Source organism: Micromonospora sp. NPDC047756 (genome assembly GCF_055587245.1).
This window is the reverse complement of the sequence record NZ_JBVJGQ010000003.1, coordinates 103,353-121,216: the sequence shown is the minus strand read 5'-3', so window position 1 is coordinate 121,216 and position 17,864 is coordinate 103,353. Positions and strand designations below refer to the sequence as shown.

The window sequence follows — 17,864 nt, the reverse complement described above, 5'->3', positions numbered from 1 at the left end:
GCCACTCCCGTCGGCGTGTCGGGGCAATAACTTCATGATCAACCCGAACGGGGTGGGGTTAGGGGTGGGGGAGGGGGAGGAGGAGGCAGGTGCTGGTGGCGTGGGCTACCAGGCGGTCGGTGGCGTCGGTGATGCGGGCCTCGGCCAGGGCCGTACGGCGGCCGCGTTGCAGCACGGTGCCCTCGCAGCGCAGGGTGCCGCTGTCGACGGTGACCGCGCGGAGGAACTTCACGTTGAGGTCCAGCGAGGTGTAGCCGACGCCGGCGGGCAGGGTGGTGTGCACGGCGCACGCCGCGGCGGTGTCCAGCAGGGTCGAGAGCACGCCACCGTGGACGCTGCCCAGCGGGTTGTAGTGGAACTCCTGCGGAGTCAGCTCGACGACGACACGGCCCTCGTCGGCTTCCATCCTGCTCATGTCGAGAAGGTGCATCACCGGCGGCGCGGCCAACTCGCCGGCGATCATCGCCCGGAGCATGTCGAGGCCGCTTCGCCGACCGACCTGGGCGGCGTTGGTCGCCGGGTCCGCCCAGGTGAAGGTACGGCTGCGCACTGGTTCCTGCGTCTGCGTCATGGACGCAGCCTGGCAGTCGGTTGCTGAGTCTGTCAACGAGATCTAGCCTGGTCGGATGCGACCCGGGGCTCTGGACTGGTCAGTGGAGAACTGCACCATCGCCCGCGCGATGGAGGTCCTCGGTGAGCGGTGGACGTTGGTGGTCCTGCGTGAGGTGTTCACCGGCGTACGTCGCTTCGACGACATGCGGGTACGCACCGGCATTCCGCGCCAGGTGCTGACCAACCGGCTCGCCACCCTGGTGGAGCAGGGCGTGCTCAGTCGCGAGCCGTACCGGGAGCCCGGCAGTCGACTGCGCCACGAGTACCGGCTCACGGACAAGGGTCTGGATCTGTGGCCGGTGCTGGTCGCCGTCCTCGCGTGGGGCGACCGGTACCTGGCCGACGCGGAGGGCTCGCCGCTGCGCGTCACGCACCGCGACTGTGGCGCCGAGGTGCGCGCCGACCTGCGCTGCGCCGACGGCCACGAGGTGGGTCGGCCACGTGACGTGGTCCCCAGCCCGGGGCCCGGCGCCCGACGCCGTACCCCCTGACCCGACGCCCGCCGCGTCCCGCGCTGGGCGGCGACGTGGATCAGACATTGATGACCGTACGCGCCGAAAGTGCGGTGGTCGTTGATTGGGTGTGACGGTGGCTGTTCGCCAGCGTGTCGGGGGTGTTGCGGCCGTGCGGCCGGCCGGGGTCGACGAATTCGGGCGAATCCAAGCCTTGTTAATGATCTTAAGTATGTGAATACTTCAGTCTCATCCGGCCGGTTTCCCCAGATCGGCCGGGTTGCCCTCGGGTCAGCCGCCCCCGGCGGACCCGCTCCCCCGCCCAGGAGGTTTGTTACATGCGACCCACGAGGTCCTCATTCCGTGTTGCGGCCACAGTCGCCGTTTCCGGAACCCTGGTCGTCGGCTCGCTCATCGGCGCGCCCGCCCAGGCCGCTCCCGCCGCGTCGCCCGACGCCGCCGCCGCGATCTCCGCGGAACTCGGCGACAGCTCCGCCGGCTCGTACATCGACGCCAGCGGCAAGTCCGTCGTCACGGTGACCGATGCCGCCGCCGCCAGCAAGGCCAGCAAGGCCGGCGCCGTCGTCCGCTACGTCACCCGCGGCGCCGCCGAGCTCAACCGGGCCACGGCCGAGCTGGAGCGCTCCGCCAAGATCCCGGGCACCGCCTGGTGGAGTGACCCGGTCACCAACCAGGTCGTCGTCTCCGTCGACAGCACCGTCACCGGTGCCAAGCTGGAGCGGGTCAAGGCCGCCGCCGCGCGGGCCAACGGCGCGGTCCGGGTCGAAGCCGAGGCAGGCGTGCTGAGCACCCGGATCTCCGGCGGCCAGGCCATCTACGCCGGCGGGGGCGGGCGTTGCTCGCTCGGCTTCAACGTGCGCAGTGGCAGCACCTACTCCTTCCTGACGGCCGGGCACTGCACCAACATCTCGGCCAGCTGGTACTCGAACTCCGCTCAGACCGCGCTGCTCGGCAGCCGTACCGGCACCAGCTTCCCGGGCAACGACTACGGCATCGTGCGGCACAACAACTCGGCCAACGCCGCCGGCAACGTCTCCCTCTACAACGGCAGCTTCCGCGACATCACCGGCGCCGGCAACGCCTCCGTCGGCCAGGCGGTGCAGCGCTCCGGCAGCACCACGGGCCTGCGCAGCGGCTCGGTGACCGCGACCAACGCCACGGTGAACTACGCCGAGGGCTCGGTCTCCGGTCTGATCCGCACCAACGTCTGCGCCGAGCCGGGCGACAGCGGCGGCTCGCTGTTCGCCAACACCACCGCCCTGGGCCTGACCTCCGGCGGCAGTGGCAACTGCCGCACCGGCGGCACGACCTTCTTCCAGCCCGTCACCGAGGCGCTGAGCCGCTACGGCGTCAGCGTCTTCTGATCCACGCACCGCTCGCGGGCCGCCGGAACTCTCCGGCGGCCCGCGTCGCGTACGCCGGGTCGGCCGGAGGGCGACTCACGGCAGCAGGTCGGGCCGGCCGGGGGTGGGCCCGCTCGGTGGCCCGAGAGGATCCGGGGGTACGACGCCGATGCTCGGCAGGTCCGGGCCGACGCTCACGGTGCCGCCGGTCGACCAGACGAGGTGCGCCCGCCGGGCGGAGAGAACCGCCAGCAGCGGCCAGAGGGAGACCGCCAGCGCGGTCACCCGCTCGGCCAACCCCGTACGGGAGCCGCTGGTCACCTCGAACGCGCACCAGCCGAAGAGCGCGAGCAGCACGAGCGTGGCGCTCAGCCCGACCGCCCGGCGGAACGCCCAGGGCGGCTCCGGTCGGGCGGAGCGATCGGTGTCGTGGCCGCGCGGCAGCCGCAGTGCCGACCCGGCCGGCCAGAGCACCAGGGCGAGGACGGCCACCGTCGCCGCGACGCCGTGGCTGAGCGAACCGCCGACCGGCGGCCGGGGAAAGGCGACGAGCGCGATGGTGGCCACCCCACCGATCGCGAGCAGGAAACGGCTGGGCAACCCGGCCGCGTGCAGGACGGCGGCGACCGACAGGTAACAGCAGCCGAGCAGCACCAGGGCCACCACCATGATCCAGGCGTCGGTGGCGTCCTGTCCTGCCAGCTCGCTGATGGTGTCCCGGACCGGGTCGTACCCGACGGGCTGTCGGGCCTCCGCAACCGTCCAACCGGCCACCAGCAGCACGGGTGCCGCCGCCGCCGTGGCGACGGCCCAGTTCGGTACGGGCCGCATTTCGCCACGTTAACCGGCGAGACAACCGGTTGCTGCGGGTTCGCCCAGTGCGGCCGACCCGACGGGTGCCCGGAGACGGGGCGGCCACCCCTGACAGAATGCGGGTGAGGACTGTTCCACGATGAGGAGTTGCCAGCCGTGATCCGTACCCACAATGCCGGAAGCCTGCGCGCCGCGGACGCCGGCTCGACGGTGACGCTCGCCGGCTGGGTGGCCCGCCGCCGCGACCACGGCGGGGTCATCTTCGTCGACCTGCGCGACGGTTCCGGTGTTGTCCAGGTGGTGTTCCGCGAGGAAGACGCGCACGCGCTGCGCAACGAGTTCTGCGTGAAGGTCGTCGGCGAGGTGACCCGCCGCCCGGCCGGCAACGAGAACCCGGAGCTGCCCACCGGCGAGGTCGAGGTGACCGTCGTCGAGCTGGAGGTGCTCTCCGAGGCGGCGCCGCTGCCGCTGCCGGTGGACGACCAGATCGAGGCCGGCGACGACATCCGACTCCGGTACCGCTACCTGGACCTGCGCCGCAGCGGTCCGGCGAACGCGCTGCGGCTGCGCTCGCGCGCCAGCCAGCTGGCCCGGGGCGTGCTGCACGAGCGGGACTTCCTGGAGATCGAGACGCCGACGCTGACCCGCTCGACGCCGGAGGGCGCCCGCGACTTCCTGGTGCCGGTGCGCCTGCAGCCTGGCAGCTGGTACGCGTTGCCGCAGTCGCCGCAGCTGTTCAAGCAGCTGCTGATGGTCGGCGGCATGGAGCGGTACTACCAGATCGCCCGCTGCTACCGCGACGAGGACTTCCGCGCCGACCGGCAGCCGGAGTTCACCCAGCTCGACATCGAGATGTCGTTCGTGACCGAGGACGACGTGATCGACCTTGGTGAGGCGATCGTCTCGGCGCTGTGGAAGGACCTGGCCGGGCACGAGATCAGCCGGCCGATCCCGCGGATCACCTGGCACGACGCGATGGCGCGGTACGGCTCGGACAAGCCGGACCTGCGCTACGGCGTCGAGCTGACCGAGCTGACCGACTACCTGCGCGGCACCGAGTTCCGGGTCTTCGCCGGAGCCATCGACGCGGGCGGTTACGTCGGCGCGGTGGTGATGCCGGGCGGCGCGGCGCAGAGCCGCAAGGAGCTGGACGGCTGGCAGGACTGGGCGAAGGCGCGCGGCGCGCGCGGCCTGGCGTACGTGGTGCTGGACGCGGAGACCGGCGAGGCACGCGGCCCGGTGGCGAAGAACCTGTCCGCCGAGCACCTGGGTGGGCTGGCCGACGCGGTCGGCGCGAAGCCGGGTGACGCGGTCTTCTTCGCCGCGAGCGCCACCACGCGGGAGGCGCAGGAGCTGCTCGGGGCGGCCCGCGTCGAGATCGCCAAGCGGTCCGGCCTGATCGACGAGAGCGCCTGGGCGTTCTGCTGGGTGGTCGACGCGCCGATGTTCGAGCGCACGGACGAGGGCGGTTGGACGGCCGTGCACCACCCGTTCACCTCGCCGAACTCGGAGTGGGTCGACCGGTTCGAGGAGGCTCCGGACCGGGCCCTGGCGTACGCGTACGACATCGTCTGCAACGGCAACGAGATCGGCGGCGGGTCGATCCGTATCCACCGCGGTGACGTGCAGAAGCGGGTCTTCGACCTGCTCGGCATCACCGCCGAGGAGGCGCAGGACAAGTTCGGCTTCCTGCTGGAGGCGTTCAAGTACGGCGCCCCGCCGCACGGCGGTATCGCCTTCGGCTGGGACCGGGTCTGCATGCTGCTCGCCGGTGCCGACTCCATCCGTGAGGTCATCGCGTTCCCGAAGACCCGCGGTGGCTTCGACCCGCTGACCAGTGCGCCCACCCCGATCACCGCGCAGCAGCGCGCCGAGGCCGGCATCGACGCCAAGCCCAAGCCCGCCGCAACCGCCCACACCGGCACGGCCGGCCCCGCGGCCCCGGTGGCAGACCCGGTCTGACCCCACCCCCCACCCCGCCCCTGCTTGGTTGATCAAGAGGTTTGCGTCATCATCGCCCGGCGAGATGACGCAAACCTCTTGATCGTTGGCGGGGGAGTGGGCTCAGGTGCGAGTGCTTGTTGTCGGGGGTAGTGGGCTTCTCGGGCGGGAGGTCTGTCGGCGGGGCGTGAGCGCCGGGTTCTCCGTTGTCGGGACGTTTCACTCCGGTGAGATCGCGGTGCCGGGGGTCGCGGCCCGGCGGTTGGACGTGACCGACCGGTCCGCCGTGCGCGCGCTGGTCGCGCGGGTGCGGCCGGACGCCGTGGTCGGGACCCCCTATCGGTACGGCGACTGGGCGGTCACCGCCGACGGGGCCGCGCACGTGGCGCTCGCCGCCGCGGAGGTGGGTGCCCGGCTGGTGCACGTGTCCAGCGACGCGCTGCACGCCGGACGACCCGTGCCGTACGCCGACGACGAACCACCAACGCCGGTGCACCCGTACGGGGCTGCGAAGGCCGCGGCCGAGACCGCCGTACGGGCGATCGACCCGGGCGCGGCGCTGGTGCGAACCTCCCTGATCGTGGGGGAGGGCAGCAAGCAGATCCAGCTCTGCCGGGACGCGCTCGCCGGTCGGGCCACCCTGTTCAGCGACGAGCTGCGTTGCCCGATCGACGTCGTCGACCTGGCCGACGCGGTGCTGGAGCTGGTCGGCTCGACGTACGCCGGTGTGCTCAACGTGGCCGGCCCGGACGCGGTCAGCCGAGCCGAGCTGGGCCTGCTGGTCGCCGAGCGCTACGGCCTGGACCCGGCCGCACTGAAGACCACCACCAGCGCGGCCACCGGTCTGATCCGCCCTCTTGACGTACGCCTGGACTGCGGGCGGGCGACGGCCCTGCTGCGGACCCGGCTGCGTGGGGTGCGTGAACTCCTGACTCCCTGAGCGGCCGGATCCGGCGGAACCAGATGCACAGCTTCTATGCACAACTCTTGTGCACGGAAGCTGTGCAGAGATAGTGTGCATGCATGGAGAGTCCTTCCGCCGACGGCCCGGCCGAGCCGCGCCGCGTCCATCTGGACAACCGACAGGTCCGCACGCTGGCCCATCCGCTGCGGATGAGGCTGCTCGGCTCGCTTCGCGTCGACGGCCCGGCGACCGCCACGGCCCTGGCCGAGAAGCTCGGCACCAACACCGGTGCGACGAGCTACCACCTGCGGCAACTCGCCGAGGTGGGGCTCGTGACCGAGGACCCCGCCCGGGGCACCAGCCGGCAGCGCTGGTGGCAGTCGGCACACGACGTCAGCGACTTCGAGCCCACCGACTTCGACGACGACCCGGACGCCCGTGCCGCCGTGCAGTGGATCCAGGCGGACCAGGTGCGCGTGATGGCGGACCTGGCCCAGCGCTGGCTGGCCGTCGAGCACCATCAACCCCGCGACTGGCGCGACGCGGTCGGCATGAGTGACCTGGTGCTGCCGCTCGACCCGACGCGGCTGCGGGCCCTCAGCGACGAGTTGTGGGCGGTGCTGATGCGCTACCGCGACGAGCCTGTGGTCGAGGGCGCTGACGTGAAGCCCGTGCACCTGTTCCTGGCCGGCTTCCCACGGCTGGACGAGCGCTGGTGAGCGCGAGGAGTGAGCCGGGTTTGCGAGCCCCACAGTCGCGAACGAAAGACGGCCTGGTGAGCGCGAGGAGTGAGCCGGGTTTGCGAGCCCCGCAGTCGCGAACGAAAGACGGCCTGGTGAGCGCGAGGAGTGAGCCGGGTTTGCGAGCCCCGCGGTCGCGAACGGAGGTGGCGGCGTGAGCGCGTTGACCGTACGTCAGGTTCGGCGTCGTTACCTCACGCTCTATGGTCTGCGCTGGCTGCCGACGGGTCTGATGATCCCCGTGATGATCCTGCTGATGCAGGAGCGCGGTCTGTCGCTGCCGCAGATCGGCCTGGTCGGCACGGCGCAGGGGCTGCTGGTGCTGGCGTTGGAGTTGCCCACTGGCGGGTTCGCCGACGCTCTCGGTCGTCGACCGGTGCTGCTCGCCGCCGGGGTGCTCAACCTTGTCTCCCTCGCGCTGTTCGCGGTGGCCGACTCGTTCGCGCTGTTCTTCGTGGTCTGGGCTCTGCAGGGCATCTACCGGGCGTTGGACAGCGGCCCGTTGGAGTCCTGGTACGTCGACGCCACCCTGGCCGCCGACCCGCAGGCCGAGTACGAGCGTGGCCTCGGCTACGCCGGCACCGTCATCGGCGGCGCCATCGGCGGAGGCGCGCTGCTCAGCGGTGGCCTCATCGCGCTCGGCCCGATCGGGCCGGTCAGCGCGCTCACGGTGCCCGTGTTGGCCGCCCTCGTGGCGCAGGTGGTGGCGCTCGTCGCGCTCGTGGTGCTGCTGGTCGAGGAGCGGCCGGCCACGGGGGTCGCGGCGCTGCGGGCCTCGGTGGTCCAGGCGCCCCGGATGATCGGTCAGGCCGTCGGGTTGCTGCGTCGTTCCCGGGTGTTGCTGGCGTTGGTGGCCGTCGAGCTGTTCTGGGGCTTCGGCATGGTCACCTTCGAGTCGCTGCTGCCGGTCCGGCTCGCCGAGGTGATCGGTGATCCGGAACGCGCCGCGGTGCTGCTGGGGCCGGCGAACTCGGCCGCCTGGCTCGCGTCGGCCGCCGGTGCGGCACTGACCCCACTGCTGCTGCGCTGGTTCGGCGCCGCTCCGGGTGCGGCCCTGCTGCGCGTCCTGCAGGGCGTGACCGTGGTCGGGATGGGGTTGTTCGCCGGGCCGGTCGGCGTGCTGGTGGCCTACCTGGCCTGCTACGCGGTGCACGGCGCGTCCAACCCGTTGCACAGTGGGCTGCTGCACCGGCAGGTCGACGGCCCGTACCGGACCAGCGTGCTCTCGCTGAACTCGATGATGGCGCAACCGGCCGGCGCGCTCGGCGGGGTGGTGCTCACCGCGCTCGCCGCCGCCACCAGCGTCGGCACCGCGATGGTGGTCGGCGCTGTGGTGTTGGCCGTCGCCGCCCCGCTCTACCTGCCCGCCTGGCTGGCCGGCCGTCGGGCCGCCCCGGCCGTCGAGCCGACCGCGGTCCCGGTGCCCGCCACCGACCGTTAGCGAAAACCCCTCGCCTGACCGGACGGCAGGCCGGTCAGGCGAGGCGGATCGAGCTGAGCGGGAGGGTGGAGGTGTAGCCGAGCCGACGGTAGAGCCGCGCCGCGCCGACGTTGTGCGTGTAGACGCCGAGCCCGACCAGGTCGTGACGTGCCAGCAGCGTCCGGGTCATCCCGGCGGTCAGGGACGCGCCGAGCCCTCGACCGCGTTGGTCGGGGGCGACGGTCAGGCCGGCCAGGAAGCCGATGTCACCCTGGCTGCGGTCCGCGCCGCACGCCACCAACCGGTTGCCGGCCCAGATGCCGTACCAGTCGACCACCCTTGGGTCGCCCGGCCGGGAGGTGCTGGTCGGGAACGATTCTTCGACAAGGGCCGCCAGCGCCGGCTGGTCGGCGGCGGTGAGGCGCACCACCGGCTGTTCGTCCGGCGGCGCCGGCGGCGCCGTGTCGGTCCAGTGGAAGTCCCAGTCGCTGTGCTCGGTCACCGCCAGCCGGTCGACCATCAGACCGCGATCGTGTCGGGGCAGGTGCAGGCGCTGTCCGGACTGGAACATCCCGTCGGCGGCCCGCGCGACGCAGATCTCCAGCACCGGTTCGGTCGGGCCGATCGCGCAGCCGGCCGGCCCGTGTTCCGGCGGCACCACCCACAGCACGGCACCATCACGCTGGTAGGCGCGCACCGGCCCGGCCCGGCCGAGCGCGTGCCGGGCGAACGGGTGGTGCCCGACGGCGGCCAGAACGGCGCTCCGGTCCTGGAGCACCTCGTCGTCGATGATCATGCGTTCAGCCTAGGAGTCGGGGGTCGAACGCCTCCGCCGGGCCGTCGCGGCGTAGCCACCTCCACGGTGGAGATTGGCGAGTCGACCGATTGGGTACATCACGCGCCGACCTACTGGGAACCCCCACCGGAGGAACGACATGCTCGCCATTCTCGCGGCCATCGTCTTTGGCTTCGCTCTCTTGCTTGACCTGCTCGGCACCGACTTCGGCGCGCCGGACCTGTTCAACTGGAACACCCTCGTACTCATCGGGCTGCTCCTGCTCTCGCTCTACCTGGCCGGCGTGGGCAGCGGCCCGCGCGGCGGTGGCGGCGGCCGCTGGTACCGGGGCCGTCGCCCCGGGCGTGGCTGACCGGAACCGATCACCGGTGGCGGGCCCGCGGCGCGATTCCGGCGTCGTGGGCCCGGCCCGGTACTGTCTTCGTGATGGAGTCCGACGCCCTCTTCTCCCTCGGTGAACCCGCCGGGTCGCGCAGCGCGCCCGACGGTCCCGCCGGTGTCGACGGCTTCACCGCGGTGGCCGACGATTCGCCCCTGCCCGTCCGGATGCGCCCGGTGACCCTCGACGAGCTCGTCGGGCAGGAGCATCTGCTCGCTCCCGGCGCACCCCTGCGGCAGCTGGTCTCCGGCGGGGCTCCGATGTCGGTGATCCTCTGGGGCCCGCCGGGCAGCGGCAAGACCACGATCGCGCACCTGGTGGCCGGGGCCACCGACCGCCGCTTCGTCGCCATGTCGGCGCTCTCCGCCGGCGTGAAGGACGTCCGGGCGGTGATCGAGGCGGCTCGCCGCCAGCGTCGCTCCGGTGGCCCGCAGACGGTGCTCTTCATCGACGAGGTGCACCGCTTCAGCAAGACCCAACAGGATTCGCTGCTGGCCGCCGTCGAGGACCGCACGGTCACCCTGCTGGCGGCGACCACCGAGAACCCGTACTTCTCGGTCATCTCCCCGCTGCTGTCGCGGTGCGTGCTGCTCACCCTGCAACCATTGGACGACGAGGCGGTGCGGGGCCTGCTGCGCCGCGCGGTCGCGGACAAGCGTGGCCTGGACGACGCGCTGGTCCTGACCACCGAGGCCGAGGATCACCTGGTCCGGTTGGCCGCCGGTGACGTCCGTAAGGCACTCACCGCCCTGGAGGCGGCGGCCGCCTCCGCGACGGCCCTCGGCGGCGGCCGGATCGACCTCGCCACCGCCGAGCAGGCCGTCGACGTGGCGGCGGTGCGCTACGACCGGGACGGCGACGCCCACTACGACGTGGTCAGCGCCTTCATCAAGAGCATGCGCGGCTCGGACGTGGACGCCGCGGTGCACTGGCTGGCCCGCATGCTGGTCGCCGGTGAGGACGCCCGGTTCATCGCCCGTCGTCTGGTCATCTTCGCCAGCGAGGACGTGGGCATGGCCGACCCCTCGGCGCTGAGCGTGGCGACCGCGGCGGCGCACGCGGTCGAGTACGTCGGGCTGCCCGAGGCGCAGCTCAACCTGGCCCAGGCGGTGATCCACCTGGCCACCGCGCCGAAGTCGAACTCGGCCACCACCGCCATCGGCGCCGCCATCGCCGACGTCCGGGCCGGTCGCGGTGGCCCGGTGCCGCGGGGGCTGCGCGACGCGCACTATGCCGGCGCCCGAGGGTTGGGCCACGGGACCGGCTACCGATACCCGCACGACGACCAGCGCGGCGTGGTCACCCAGCAGTACGTTCCGGACGACCTGGTGGGCACCGACTACTACCAGCCCAGCCCGCACGGCGCGGAGCGGTCGGTGGCCGGCAGGTTGCCGCTGCTGCGCCGGATCGTGCGTGGCCTGCCGGCTCCGGCCGCGCGCCCGCAGACGCCGACATCCGCGCCGTCCGTAACGGCGCAGACCGCGCCAGCGCTATCCCCGGGGGCCGCCCGTCCGACGACGGGCACGGATGCCCCCGGCACGATGCAGGACAGCGGCACCGACGCCGCAGGAGAGGGTCAACAGTGAGATCGCGTGGTGGGGACCGCCCGGACGAGGGCCCGGACGAGCGGCGCGATCCCCGCGCCAAGACCCGCCGTTGGGGTCGCGGCCGGGCGGCTGAGCCCGAGCCGGAGGAGCCGGTGGCCGGCGAGGAGTTCGGTTGGATCGACGATCTGCGCTCGGCCAAGCAGCAACGCACCGAGCTGGGCCCGGACGGCGCACCGGCGGAGCCGAACCGGCCCCGCGGGGGGATGCCGCCGGCAGACCCGGCGCCACCCACCCCGCGTACGGCGGGAGAGCCGGCCGGTGCGCGCGGCAGCGCGCCGGAGCCCTCGGCCCCGCCGGCTCCGCGTCAGAGTGAATCGGGCGGTGCCGCCGCCCGTCGGCCGGTCGACGGGCCCTGGCCCGGGGAGACGCCGCCGGCGGGTCGTCGCCCGGACAACCGGCCACCCGCGGCCCCTCCCGTACCCGGGCAGCCGCCGCGCCGCGGCGTTCAGCCGGTGCCCGGCGCCCGCGGTGCCGTACCACAGTCGCCGCCCCCCGCTCGCCCGGGCGGGGGTGACCCGGCCGGCCCTGCGGGGCCTCGTCCGGCACCCGACGCGCCCGGCGGCCTGGCCCGTCCGCGCGGTGCGGCCGCCCCTCCCGGCCCACCCGTGGGCCCACCGACCTCGGGCCCCCCGGCCGGTCGTCGCCCGGACGCCGCCGCTTCGCCGGCCCGCCGCCCGGACGCCGTTGTTCCGCCGGGCCGTCATCAGGACCCCGCCGCACCCGGCGGTCAACCCGACTCCATGCCGCGTCGGCCCGACGCCGGCCCGCCGGTCCGCCGACCCGGCCCGGAGCAACCGGTCGAACCCGGCCGTGCCCGGCCTCCCGCCGACGGCCCCCCGGCCGGTCGCCGCGCCGCCGGCTCGACACCCGATCCGCGGGCTGTCGGAGCACCCGCCGCCCCCGGCCCGGCCCGCTTCGACGGCGCGCCGGTTGGCGTCGTGCCGTCGGCAGCGGACGGCCCGCGGCCCGACCCCGCCATCGACCGTGACCCGCGTACGGCCCGGCGTCGTCCGGGCCCGGCCGACCCCGGAGCACCCGAACCCGCCGGGCGCGCGTCCGAGGGTCCCCGTCCGCCAGCCGGCGGGCGTCGCCGCGCCGCGGAACCCGACGAGCCGGTCGTGCCCCGCTCGGGTAACGCGCCAGCCGTGCCGCGCTCGGGTAACGCGCCAGCCGTGCCGCGCTCGGGCAACGCGTCGTCGGTGCCCGAGGCGACCGGCGCGCACAGTGGCGCCCTGCCCACCACCGGCCCCGCCGACGGCACCGGTCGCCGCCGGGTCGTCTCCGATGAAACGGAACGCCGAACGCCGCCCGGCGGCGAACCTCGGCCGGACCGGCCGGAGCGGCCAGCGGACTGGCTGCGCCAGGCCGGCCGCCTGCCACACACCGACCCCGGCCTGGCGGTGGTCAACCGTCGAGACGGCAGTCCGCCGGCCGGGAGTCGCCGCCCGGCGCCGCCCACCGGGCCGGTAGACCTGACCGACCAGGCGTCCGGTCGGCTCGCCGTGCCCGACCCGGCAGCGGAGCGCACCGCCGCCCGCCGGCCCGCCGGCCCGCCGGTCGACCCTGGCGCGGACGCGCCGCCCGGTCGTCGCGCCGCCCGGCCTGACGGGTCGGGATCCACCGGAGAGCAGCCCCTGACCTACCCCCCGCAGCCCGGTGACCGGCCCGCCCGTGGGCGGGGCGCCGCTGCGGTGCCCCCCACTCCGGACCCCACCGTTCGGCGCGGCCGTGCCGTGGCAGGGCCTGGCCCGGACGCACCGCCCGCCCCGGATCCGATCGGCCGACGACGGCGTGGACCGGCCGAGCCGGGCCCCGACGGTACGGCTGTCCCCGGTCGACCGGGGACAGCGGGCGACAACGGCGACGACCCCTACGCCGGCGGTCGACCCGGCGCAGGTCCCGCTGTTCGTGGCGCTGCCCGATCCGTCGCACCCGGGCGGGCCCGCCCCGTTCCGGGCGACGCGCCGGCGCCCGGCACCGGGCGACGTGGCGCTGACGGCCCACTGCGTCCCGGCCCGGGTGGCGATGCGGCACCCCCGGATGCGACCCGTCCGGATGGTCCGGCTCGTGGGGCCGTGCCGCCGGGTCCGGACGGTCCGCCGCGTACCCGTCCGGACGGTCCGGCCCGTGCCGCCGTGCCGCCGGGTGTCGACGGTCCGCCGCGCACCCGTCCGGACGGTCCGGCTCGTGCCGCTGTCCGCCCACCCGGTGGGCAACCGCCAGCCGACGACCGGACCGGTGAGCCCGGCCCGGCCCGTGGTGCGGTGCCGGCCGGACGACCACTGCCGGCCGACCGCGCCGCCGGCCGTGCCCTGCCGCCGAATCGGGAGCCCGGCCGTGCCGAGCCGAGCGGTGTCGCGCCCGTGCCGCCGTCCGGACGCGCCGGCGAGCCCGTCGGGGTGGCCCGCGCCGCCGCCGCGGTGCCCGCCGCGGCCGGTCCGGTGGACCGGCCGGAACCGGAGCCCGCCGACGGGCCGGCGCTGCGCTCGGCCGGTCAGGACGCGCCGGACGACGACGCCGCACCGGGTGCCCGTTCCGAGGAACGCCGGCAGACCCGGGAACGTCGTCGCCTGCGCGCGGCGGCGTTGGTGCTGGTCAGCGTCGTGCTGCTCGGCGCGGTTCCGCTCTTCTTCGGGCTCCGGACGCTGAGCCGTGACCCGGTCTTCGACAACCTGGACCAGCTCGGCGTGCCCGGCTGGGCGGCCGCGAAGACGGTCGACGACGTCAGCGGCAGCCGCTGGTGCCTGCTCGACTGCCGGCTGCGTGAGCGCACGGTGACCTCGGAGAAGGCGCCCAAGGAGACGGCACAGGTCTACGAGGACGCGCTGCGCCGGGACGGGTGGCAGCCGTGGAAGGTGACCCGCTGCCCAGAGCAGGAGACGAAGGGCAGCTACACCTGCTGGCGTCGCGACGAGTTGACCCTCGACCTGTGGGTACGCGAGCCGACCTGTGTGCCGCCGCCGGTGGACGGCGAGCCGGCGATCGTTCCGTCCGGCGACCCGTCGGCCGCTGCGACCGAGTGCACCGGCTCGTTGGTGTCGGTGAAGGTGCGCAATGCGATCGACGACGAGCGAACCAGGCCGCAGCCGACCACCGACCCGTCACTGACCGGTGAGGATCCGTTCCCGACGGTCAGTGCGGATCCGCTGGGTGAGCAGACACCCTCACCGTCCTGAGCCGGTCTCCATCACGGACGGTAGGGTCTGGGGCTGGCGGGCACGCCCGCTACCGGTGAGCGTCGACGGCTCGGCGGCCGGTACGGGTGGCATGGTTGTGCGTTCCGGGGACGTCGGGTCCTGCGGAACTCTGCTTGAGGAGGACAGGCGTGGGCGACATTGGAGCGATAGCGGCGCTGATCGCGGCATCCGCGTTCGCGGTGCTGGTGCTCATCCTGACGCTGCCCATCCTGCGGCTGCGGCACACGGTTGACGCCACCACCCGCATGATCAACGACCTGAACGACCGGACCGCACCGCTGCTCGGTGACGTGAATACCACGGTGAAGAACGTCAACACCGCGCTGGAGCAGGTGCAGATCTCGCTCGACGGCGTGAACCTCCAGCTGGCGAAGGTCGACACCATGACCAGCCACGCGCAGAACGTCACCGCCAACGTCGCGAACCTGGCCACCGTCGTCTCCGCCGCGGCCGCGAACCCCCTGGTCAAGGTGGCCGCCTTCGGCTACGGCGTGCGCAAGGCCGCCGCCGGCCGCCGGCATGCCGAGACCGAGCGCGAGGTGCGCGACACCATCAAGCAGCAGCGTCGGGCCGCGCGACGCGGCAACAGCTGACCGGCCCGGCGCACCAGGAGGTAGCGGGACATGAGGCGCTTGTTCTGGCTCGGCATCGGGGTGGCCGTCGGTGTGATCGTGGTCCGCAAGGCGACCCGGACCGCGCAGGCGTACACGCCGGCGGGCATCGCCAGCTCACTGACGGAATCCGCTGGCGGGCTCGTCGAGTCGCTGCGTAACTTCGTGGAGGACGTCCGGGTCGGGATGGCCGAACGCGAGCAGGAGATCCACCACGCGTTCGCCCAGGGCGAGGCGTTCGACGACAAGTTCGCCGACCTGCGGGAAGACCCGCGAATCGGCGATCGAGAAATCTTTCCGGAGGAACACGAGCGATGAAGACGGCGGAGATCAAGCGGCGGTACCTCGCGCATTTCGAGGCGAATGGGCACGCCGTGGTGCCGTCCGCTCCGCTGCCCGCCATCAGCGATCCGAACCTGCTGTTCGTCAACGCCGGCATGGTGCAGTTCGTGCCGTACTTCCTGGGTCAGCAGACGCCCGCGTACCAGCGGGCGGTGAGTGTGCAGAAGTGCATCCGTACCCCGGACATCGACGAGGTCGGCAAGACGAGCCGGCACGGCACGTTCTTCCAGATGAACGGCAACTTCTCCTTCGGTGACTACTTCAAGGCCGGTGCGATTCCGCTGGCGTGGGAGTTGTCCACGAAGCCGATCGCCGAGGGTGGTTACGGGCTCGATCCGGAGCGGATCTGGCCGACGATCTACCTCGACGACGACGAGGCGTACGAGATCTGGCGGTCGGTGGGTGTGCCGGCGGAGCGGATCGTGCGTCGGGGCAAGGCGGACAACTTCTGGTCGATGGGCATTCCCGGGCCGTGCGGTCCGTCGTCGGAGCTGTTCTACGACCGGGGCCCGGAGTACGGCCGCGAGGGCGGCCCGGCGGTCGACGAGGACCGGTACATGGAGTACTGGAACCTCGTGTTCATGCAGTTCGAGCGGGGGCCGGGCACCAACAAGGAGGACTACCCGATCCTGGGTGACCTGCCGGCGAAGAACATCGACACGGGCATGGGCCTGGAGCGGATGGCGTCGATCCTGCAGGGTGTCGACAACCTCTACGAGATCGACGAGGTCCGGCCGATCCTGGCCCGCGCGGCGGAGCTGACCGGTAAGCGCTACGGGGCGCACTCCGGGCACGTGGCGAGTGAGTCGCACCCGGACGACGTGCGGCTGCGGGTGATCGCGGACCACGTGCGCACGGCGTTGATGCTGATCGGTGACGGGGTCACCCCGTCGAACGAGGGCCGCGGGTACGTGCTGCGCCGGATCATGCGTCGGGCGATCCGGTCGATCCGGCTGCTGGGCTGGCAGGAGCGGGCGCTGCCCGAACTGCTGCCGGTGGCGCGGGACTGCATGGCCCCGTCGTACCCCGAGTTGGCGACCGACTTCGACCGGATCGCGGATTACGCGTACGCGGAGGAGGAGGCGTTCCTGTCCACGCTGCGGGCGGGGACGACGATCCTGGACACGGCGATCGCGGAGACCCGCACGGCGGGCGGCTCGGCGTTGTCCGGGGCGAAGGCGTTCCAGTTGCACGACACGTACGGTTTCCCGATCGACCTGACCCTGGAGATCGCCGCGGAGCAGGGCCTCAGCGTCGACGACGAGGGGTTCCGGCGGCTGATGGCCGATCAGCGCACCCGGGCGAAGGCCGACGCGCAGGCCCGCAAGACCGGCCACGTCGACCTGTCGGCGTACCGGTCGGTGCTCGACGCGGGTGGCCCCGTGACGTTCACCGGCTACGGCGAGGTGTCCCGCGAGTCGACGGTGCGGGCGCTGCTCGGCGCCGATGGCCCGCGTCAGGCGGCGACCGAGGGCGACACCATCGAGCTGGTCCTCGACACGACCCCGTTCTACGCCGAGGGCGGTGGTCAGCAGCCCGACCAGGGCATGATCACCGTTGGCGGCGGGCAGGTCGAGGTGCTCGACGTCCAGCAGCCGGTGCCCGGCCTGATCGTGCACCGCGCCCGGGTGATCCGGGGTGAGGTACGCGCCGGTGAGGCCGGCTTCGCCGAGATCGACACGACGCGGCGTCGGGCGATCTCCCGGTCGCACACCGCCACGCACCTGGTGCACCAGACCATGCGCAACTTCCTCGGAGAGTCGGCCACGCAGGCCGGGTCGCTGAACGCTCCGGGTCGGCTCCGGTTCGACTTCAACACCCCGACCGGGGTGTCGCCGAGCGTCCTGCGTGACGTGGAGCAGCAGGTCAACGAGGTGCTGCTGGCCGACCTGGAGGTGCACGCCTTCATCACCTCGTTGGAGGAGGCGCGGCGCATCGGCGCGATGGCGCTCTTCGGCGAGAAGTACGGCGAGGAGGTGCGGGTCGTCGAGGTGGGTGACTACGCCCGGGAGTTGTGCGGCGGCACGCACGTGGCCCGCTCGGCCCAACTCGGCCTCGTGAAGATCCTCTCCGAGTCGTCGATCGGCTCCGGTGTCCGCCGGGTGGAGGCGCTGGTCGGCATGGACGCCTTCGGCTTCCTGGCCAAGGAGCACCTGTTGGTCTCGCGGTTGGCCGAGCTGTACCGGGTGCCCAACGATCAGGTCGCCGACCGGGTGGAGCAGACCGTCACCCAGCTTCGGGACGCCGAGAAGGAGCTGGAGAAGCTGCGCGCCCAGTTGGTGCTGGGTGGCGCGGCGGCGCTCGCGGCGCAGGCCAAGGATGTGCGCGGGGTCGCGTACGTGGGCACCGAGGCGCCGGAGGGTGCGGCTGGTAACGATGTGCGCACCCTGGCCCAGGAGATTCGCGGCAAGATCGACCCGGCGCGGCCGGCGGTCGTCGCGGTGGCGGCGCGGTCGAACGGCAAGGCGTCCCTGGTGGTCGCGGTCAACGCGGCGGCGCGTAGCCGGGGCCTGGCCGCGTCGGATCTGGTGAAGGCGGCGTTCTCCGGGCGCGGCGGTGGCAGCCCCGATCTGGCCCAGGGCGGCGGTCTGCCTGCGGCCGAGGCGCCGAACCTGCTGCTCACCGTCGAGAAGGCGATCACCGAAGCGTGACGGATCATCACTGTGAGTCAGGGCGGGCCGATTGG

Annotated in this window: 15 protein-coding genes; 12 read left to right on the top strand and 3 right to left on the bottom strand. The window is 73.2% G+C overall.

Annotation, left to right across the window (positions count from 1 at the left end):
* Positions 1-58 precede the first annotated feature (58 nt).
* The gene (locus ACZ6NZ_RS09990; protein WP_465857567.1) at positions 59-571 is read right to left on the bottom strand and encodes a PaaI family thioesterase; all 513 of its coding nucleotides are present in this window, start codon (positions 569-571) and stop codon (positions 59-61) included.
* 55 nt (positions 572-626) lie between these two features.
* On the opposite strand from ACZ6NZ_RS09990, the gene ACZ6NZ_RS09985 reads away from it, so the two are divergent.
* Together ACZ6NZ_RS09985 and ACZ6NZ_RS09980 are read left to right on the top strand one after the other, a co-directional pair.
* Complete coding sequence (locus tag ACZ6NZ_RS09985) at positions 627-1,103, top strand: winged helix-turn-helix transcriptional regulator (RefSeq protein WP_465857565.1); 477 nt, start codon at positions 627-629, stop codon at positions 1,101-1,103.
* Between the two features lie 299 nt (positions 1,104-1,402).
* Positions 1,403-2,449 carry a S1 family peptidase gene (locus tag ACZ6NZ_RS09980; protein WP_366611766.1) on the top strand — a complete coding sequence of 349 codons (1,047 nt, stop codon included), beginning with the start codon at positions 1,403-1,405 and terminating at the stop codon, positions 2,447-2,449.
* 75 nt (positions 2,450-2,524) lie between these two features.
* Here the strand turns inward: ACZ6NZ_RS09980 and ACZ6NZ_RS09975 are convergent, their stop codons facing one another.
* Positions 2,525-3,259 carry a DUF998 domain-containing protein gene (locus ACZ6NZ_RS09975; protein ID WP_465857563.1) on the bottom strand — a complete coding sequence of 245 codons (735 nt, stop codon included), beginning with the start codon at positions 3,257-3,259 and terminating at the stop codon, positions 2,525-2,527.
* 138 nt (positions 3,260-3,397) lie between these two features.
* Between ACZ6NZ_RS09975 and aspS the strand changes: the two genes are divergently transcribed.
* The 4 genes from aspS (at position 3,398) to ACZ6NZ_RS09955 (ending at position 8,267) form a co-directional block, all read left to right on the top strand.
* Positions 3,398-5,203, top strand: a complete 1,806-nt coding sequence (aspS, locus tag ACZ6NZ_RS09970; RefSeq protein ID WP_465857562.1) for an aspartate--tRNA ligase — start codon at positions 3,398-3,400, stop codon at positions 5,201-5,203.
* 106 nt (positions 5,204-5,309) lie between these two features.
* On the top strand, positions 5,310-6,122 hold the full coding sequence (locus ACZ6NZ_RS09965; protein ID WP_465857560.1) for an SDR family oxidoreductase: 813 nt from the start codon (positions 5,310-5,312) through the stop codon (positions 6,120-6,122).
* Positions 6,123-6,205: 83 nt separating this feature from the next.
* On the top strand, positions 6,206-6,805 hold the full coding sequence (locus tag ACZ6NZ_RS09960; RefSeq protein WP_465857558.1) for a helix-turn-helix domain-containing protein: 600 nt from the start codon (positions 6,206-6,208) through the stop codon (positions 6,803-6,805).
* A 175-nt stretch (positions 6,806-6,980) separates the two neighbouring features.
* Complete coding sequence (locus ACZ6NZ_RS09955; RefSeq protein WP_465857556.1) at positions 6,981-8,267, top strand: MFS transporter; 1,287 nt, start codon at positions 6,981-6,983, stop codon at positions 8,265-8,267.
* Between the two features lie 34 nt (positions 8,268-8,301).
* Here ACZ6NZ_RS09955 and ACZ6NZ_RS09950 read toward each other — a convergent pair whose 3' ends face one another.
* Positions 8,302-9,042 (bottom strand): GNAT family N-acetyltransferase, encoded by a 741-nt coding sequence (locus ACZ6NZ_RS09950; RefSeq protein ID WP_465857554.1) that lies wholly within the window; start codon positions 9,040-9,042, stop codon positions 8,302-8,304.
* A gap of 139 nt (positions 9,043-9,181) precedes the next feature.
* Here ACZ6NZ_RS09950 and ACZ6NZ_RS09945 point away from each other — a divergent pair, with 139 nt between their 5' ends.
* The 6 genes from ACZ6NZ_RS09945 (at position 9,182) to alaS (ending at position 17,829) form a co-directional block, all read left to right on the top strand.
* Complete coding sequence (locus tag ACZ6NZ_RS09945) at positions 9,182-9,394, top strand: hypothetical protein (protein WP_124855015.1); 213 nt, start codon at positions 9,182-9,184, stop codon at positions 9,392-9,394.
* 74 nt (positions 9,395-9,468) lie between these two features.
* Entirely contained in the window at positions 9,469-11,007 is a 1,539-nt protein-coding gene (locus ACZ6NZ_RS09940) for a replication-associated recombination protein A (RefSeq protein WP_465857552.1), read from the top strand.
* A 2,501-nt stretch (positions 11,008-13,508) separates the two neighbouring features.
* Complete coding sequence (locus tag ACZ6NZ_RS09935) at positions 13,509-14,204, top strand: hypothetical protein (RefSeq protein WP_366611858.1); 696 nt, start codon at positions 13,509-13,511, stop codon at positions 14,202-14,204.
* 149 nt (positions 14,205-14,353) lie between these two features.
* Entirely contained in the window at positions 14,354-14,818 is a 465-nt protein-coding gene (locus ACZ6NZ_RS09930; protein ID WP_124823092.1) for a DUF948 domain-containing protein, read from the top strand.
* 30 nt (positions 14,819-14,848) lie between these two features.
* On the top strand, positions 14,849-15,154 hold the full coding sequence (locus ACZ6NZ_RS09925) for a hypothetical protein (protein WP_366611752.1): 306 nt from the start codon (positions 14,849-14,851) through the stop codon (positions 15,152-15,154).
* Positions 15,151-17,829 (top strand): alanine--tRNA ligase, encoded by a 2,679-nt coding sequence (gene alaS, locus ACZ6NZ_RS09920; RefSeq protein ID WP_396794548.1) that lies wholly within the window; start codon positions 15,151-15,153, stop codon positions 17,827-17,829. Before ACZ6NZ_RS09925 ends, alaS begins: the two co-directional genes overlap by 4 nt.
* Positions 17,830-17,864 lie beyond the last annotated feature (35 nt).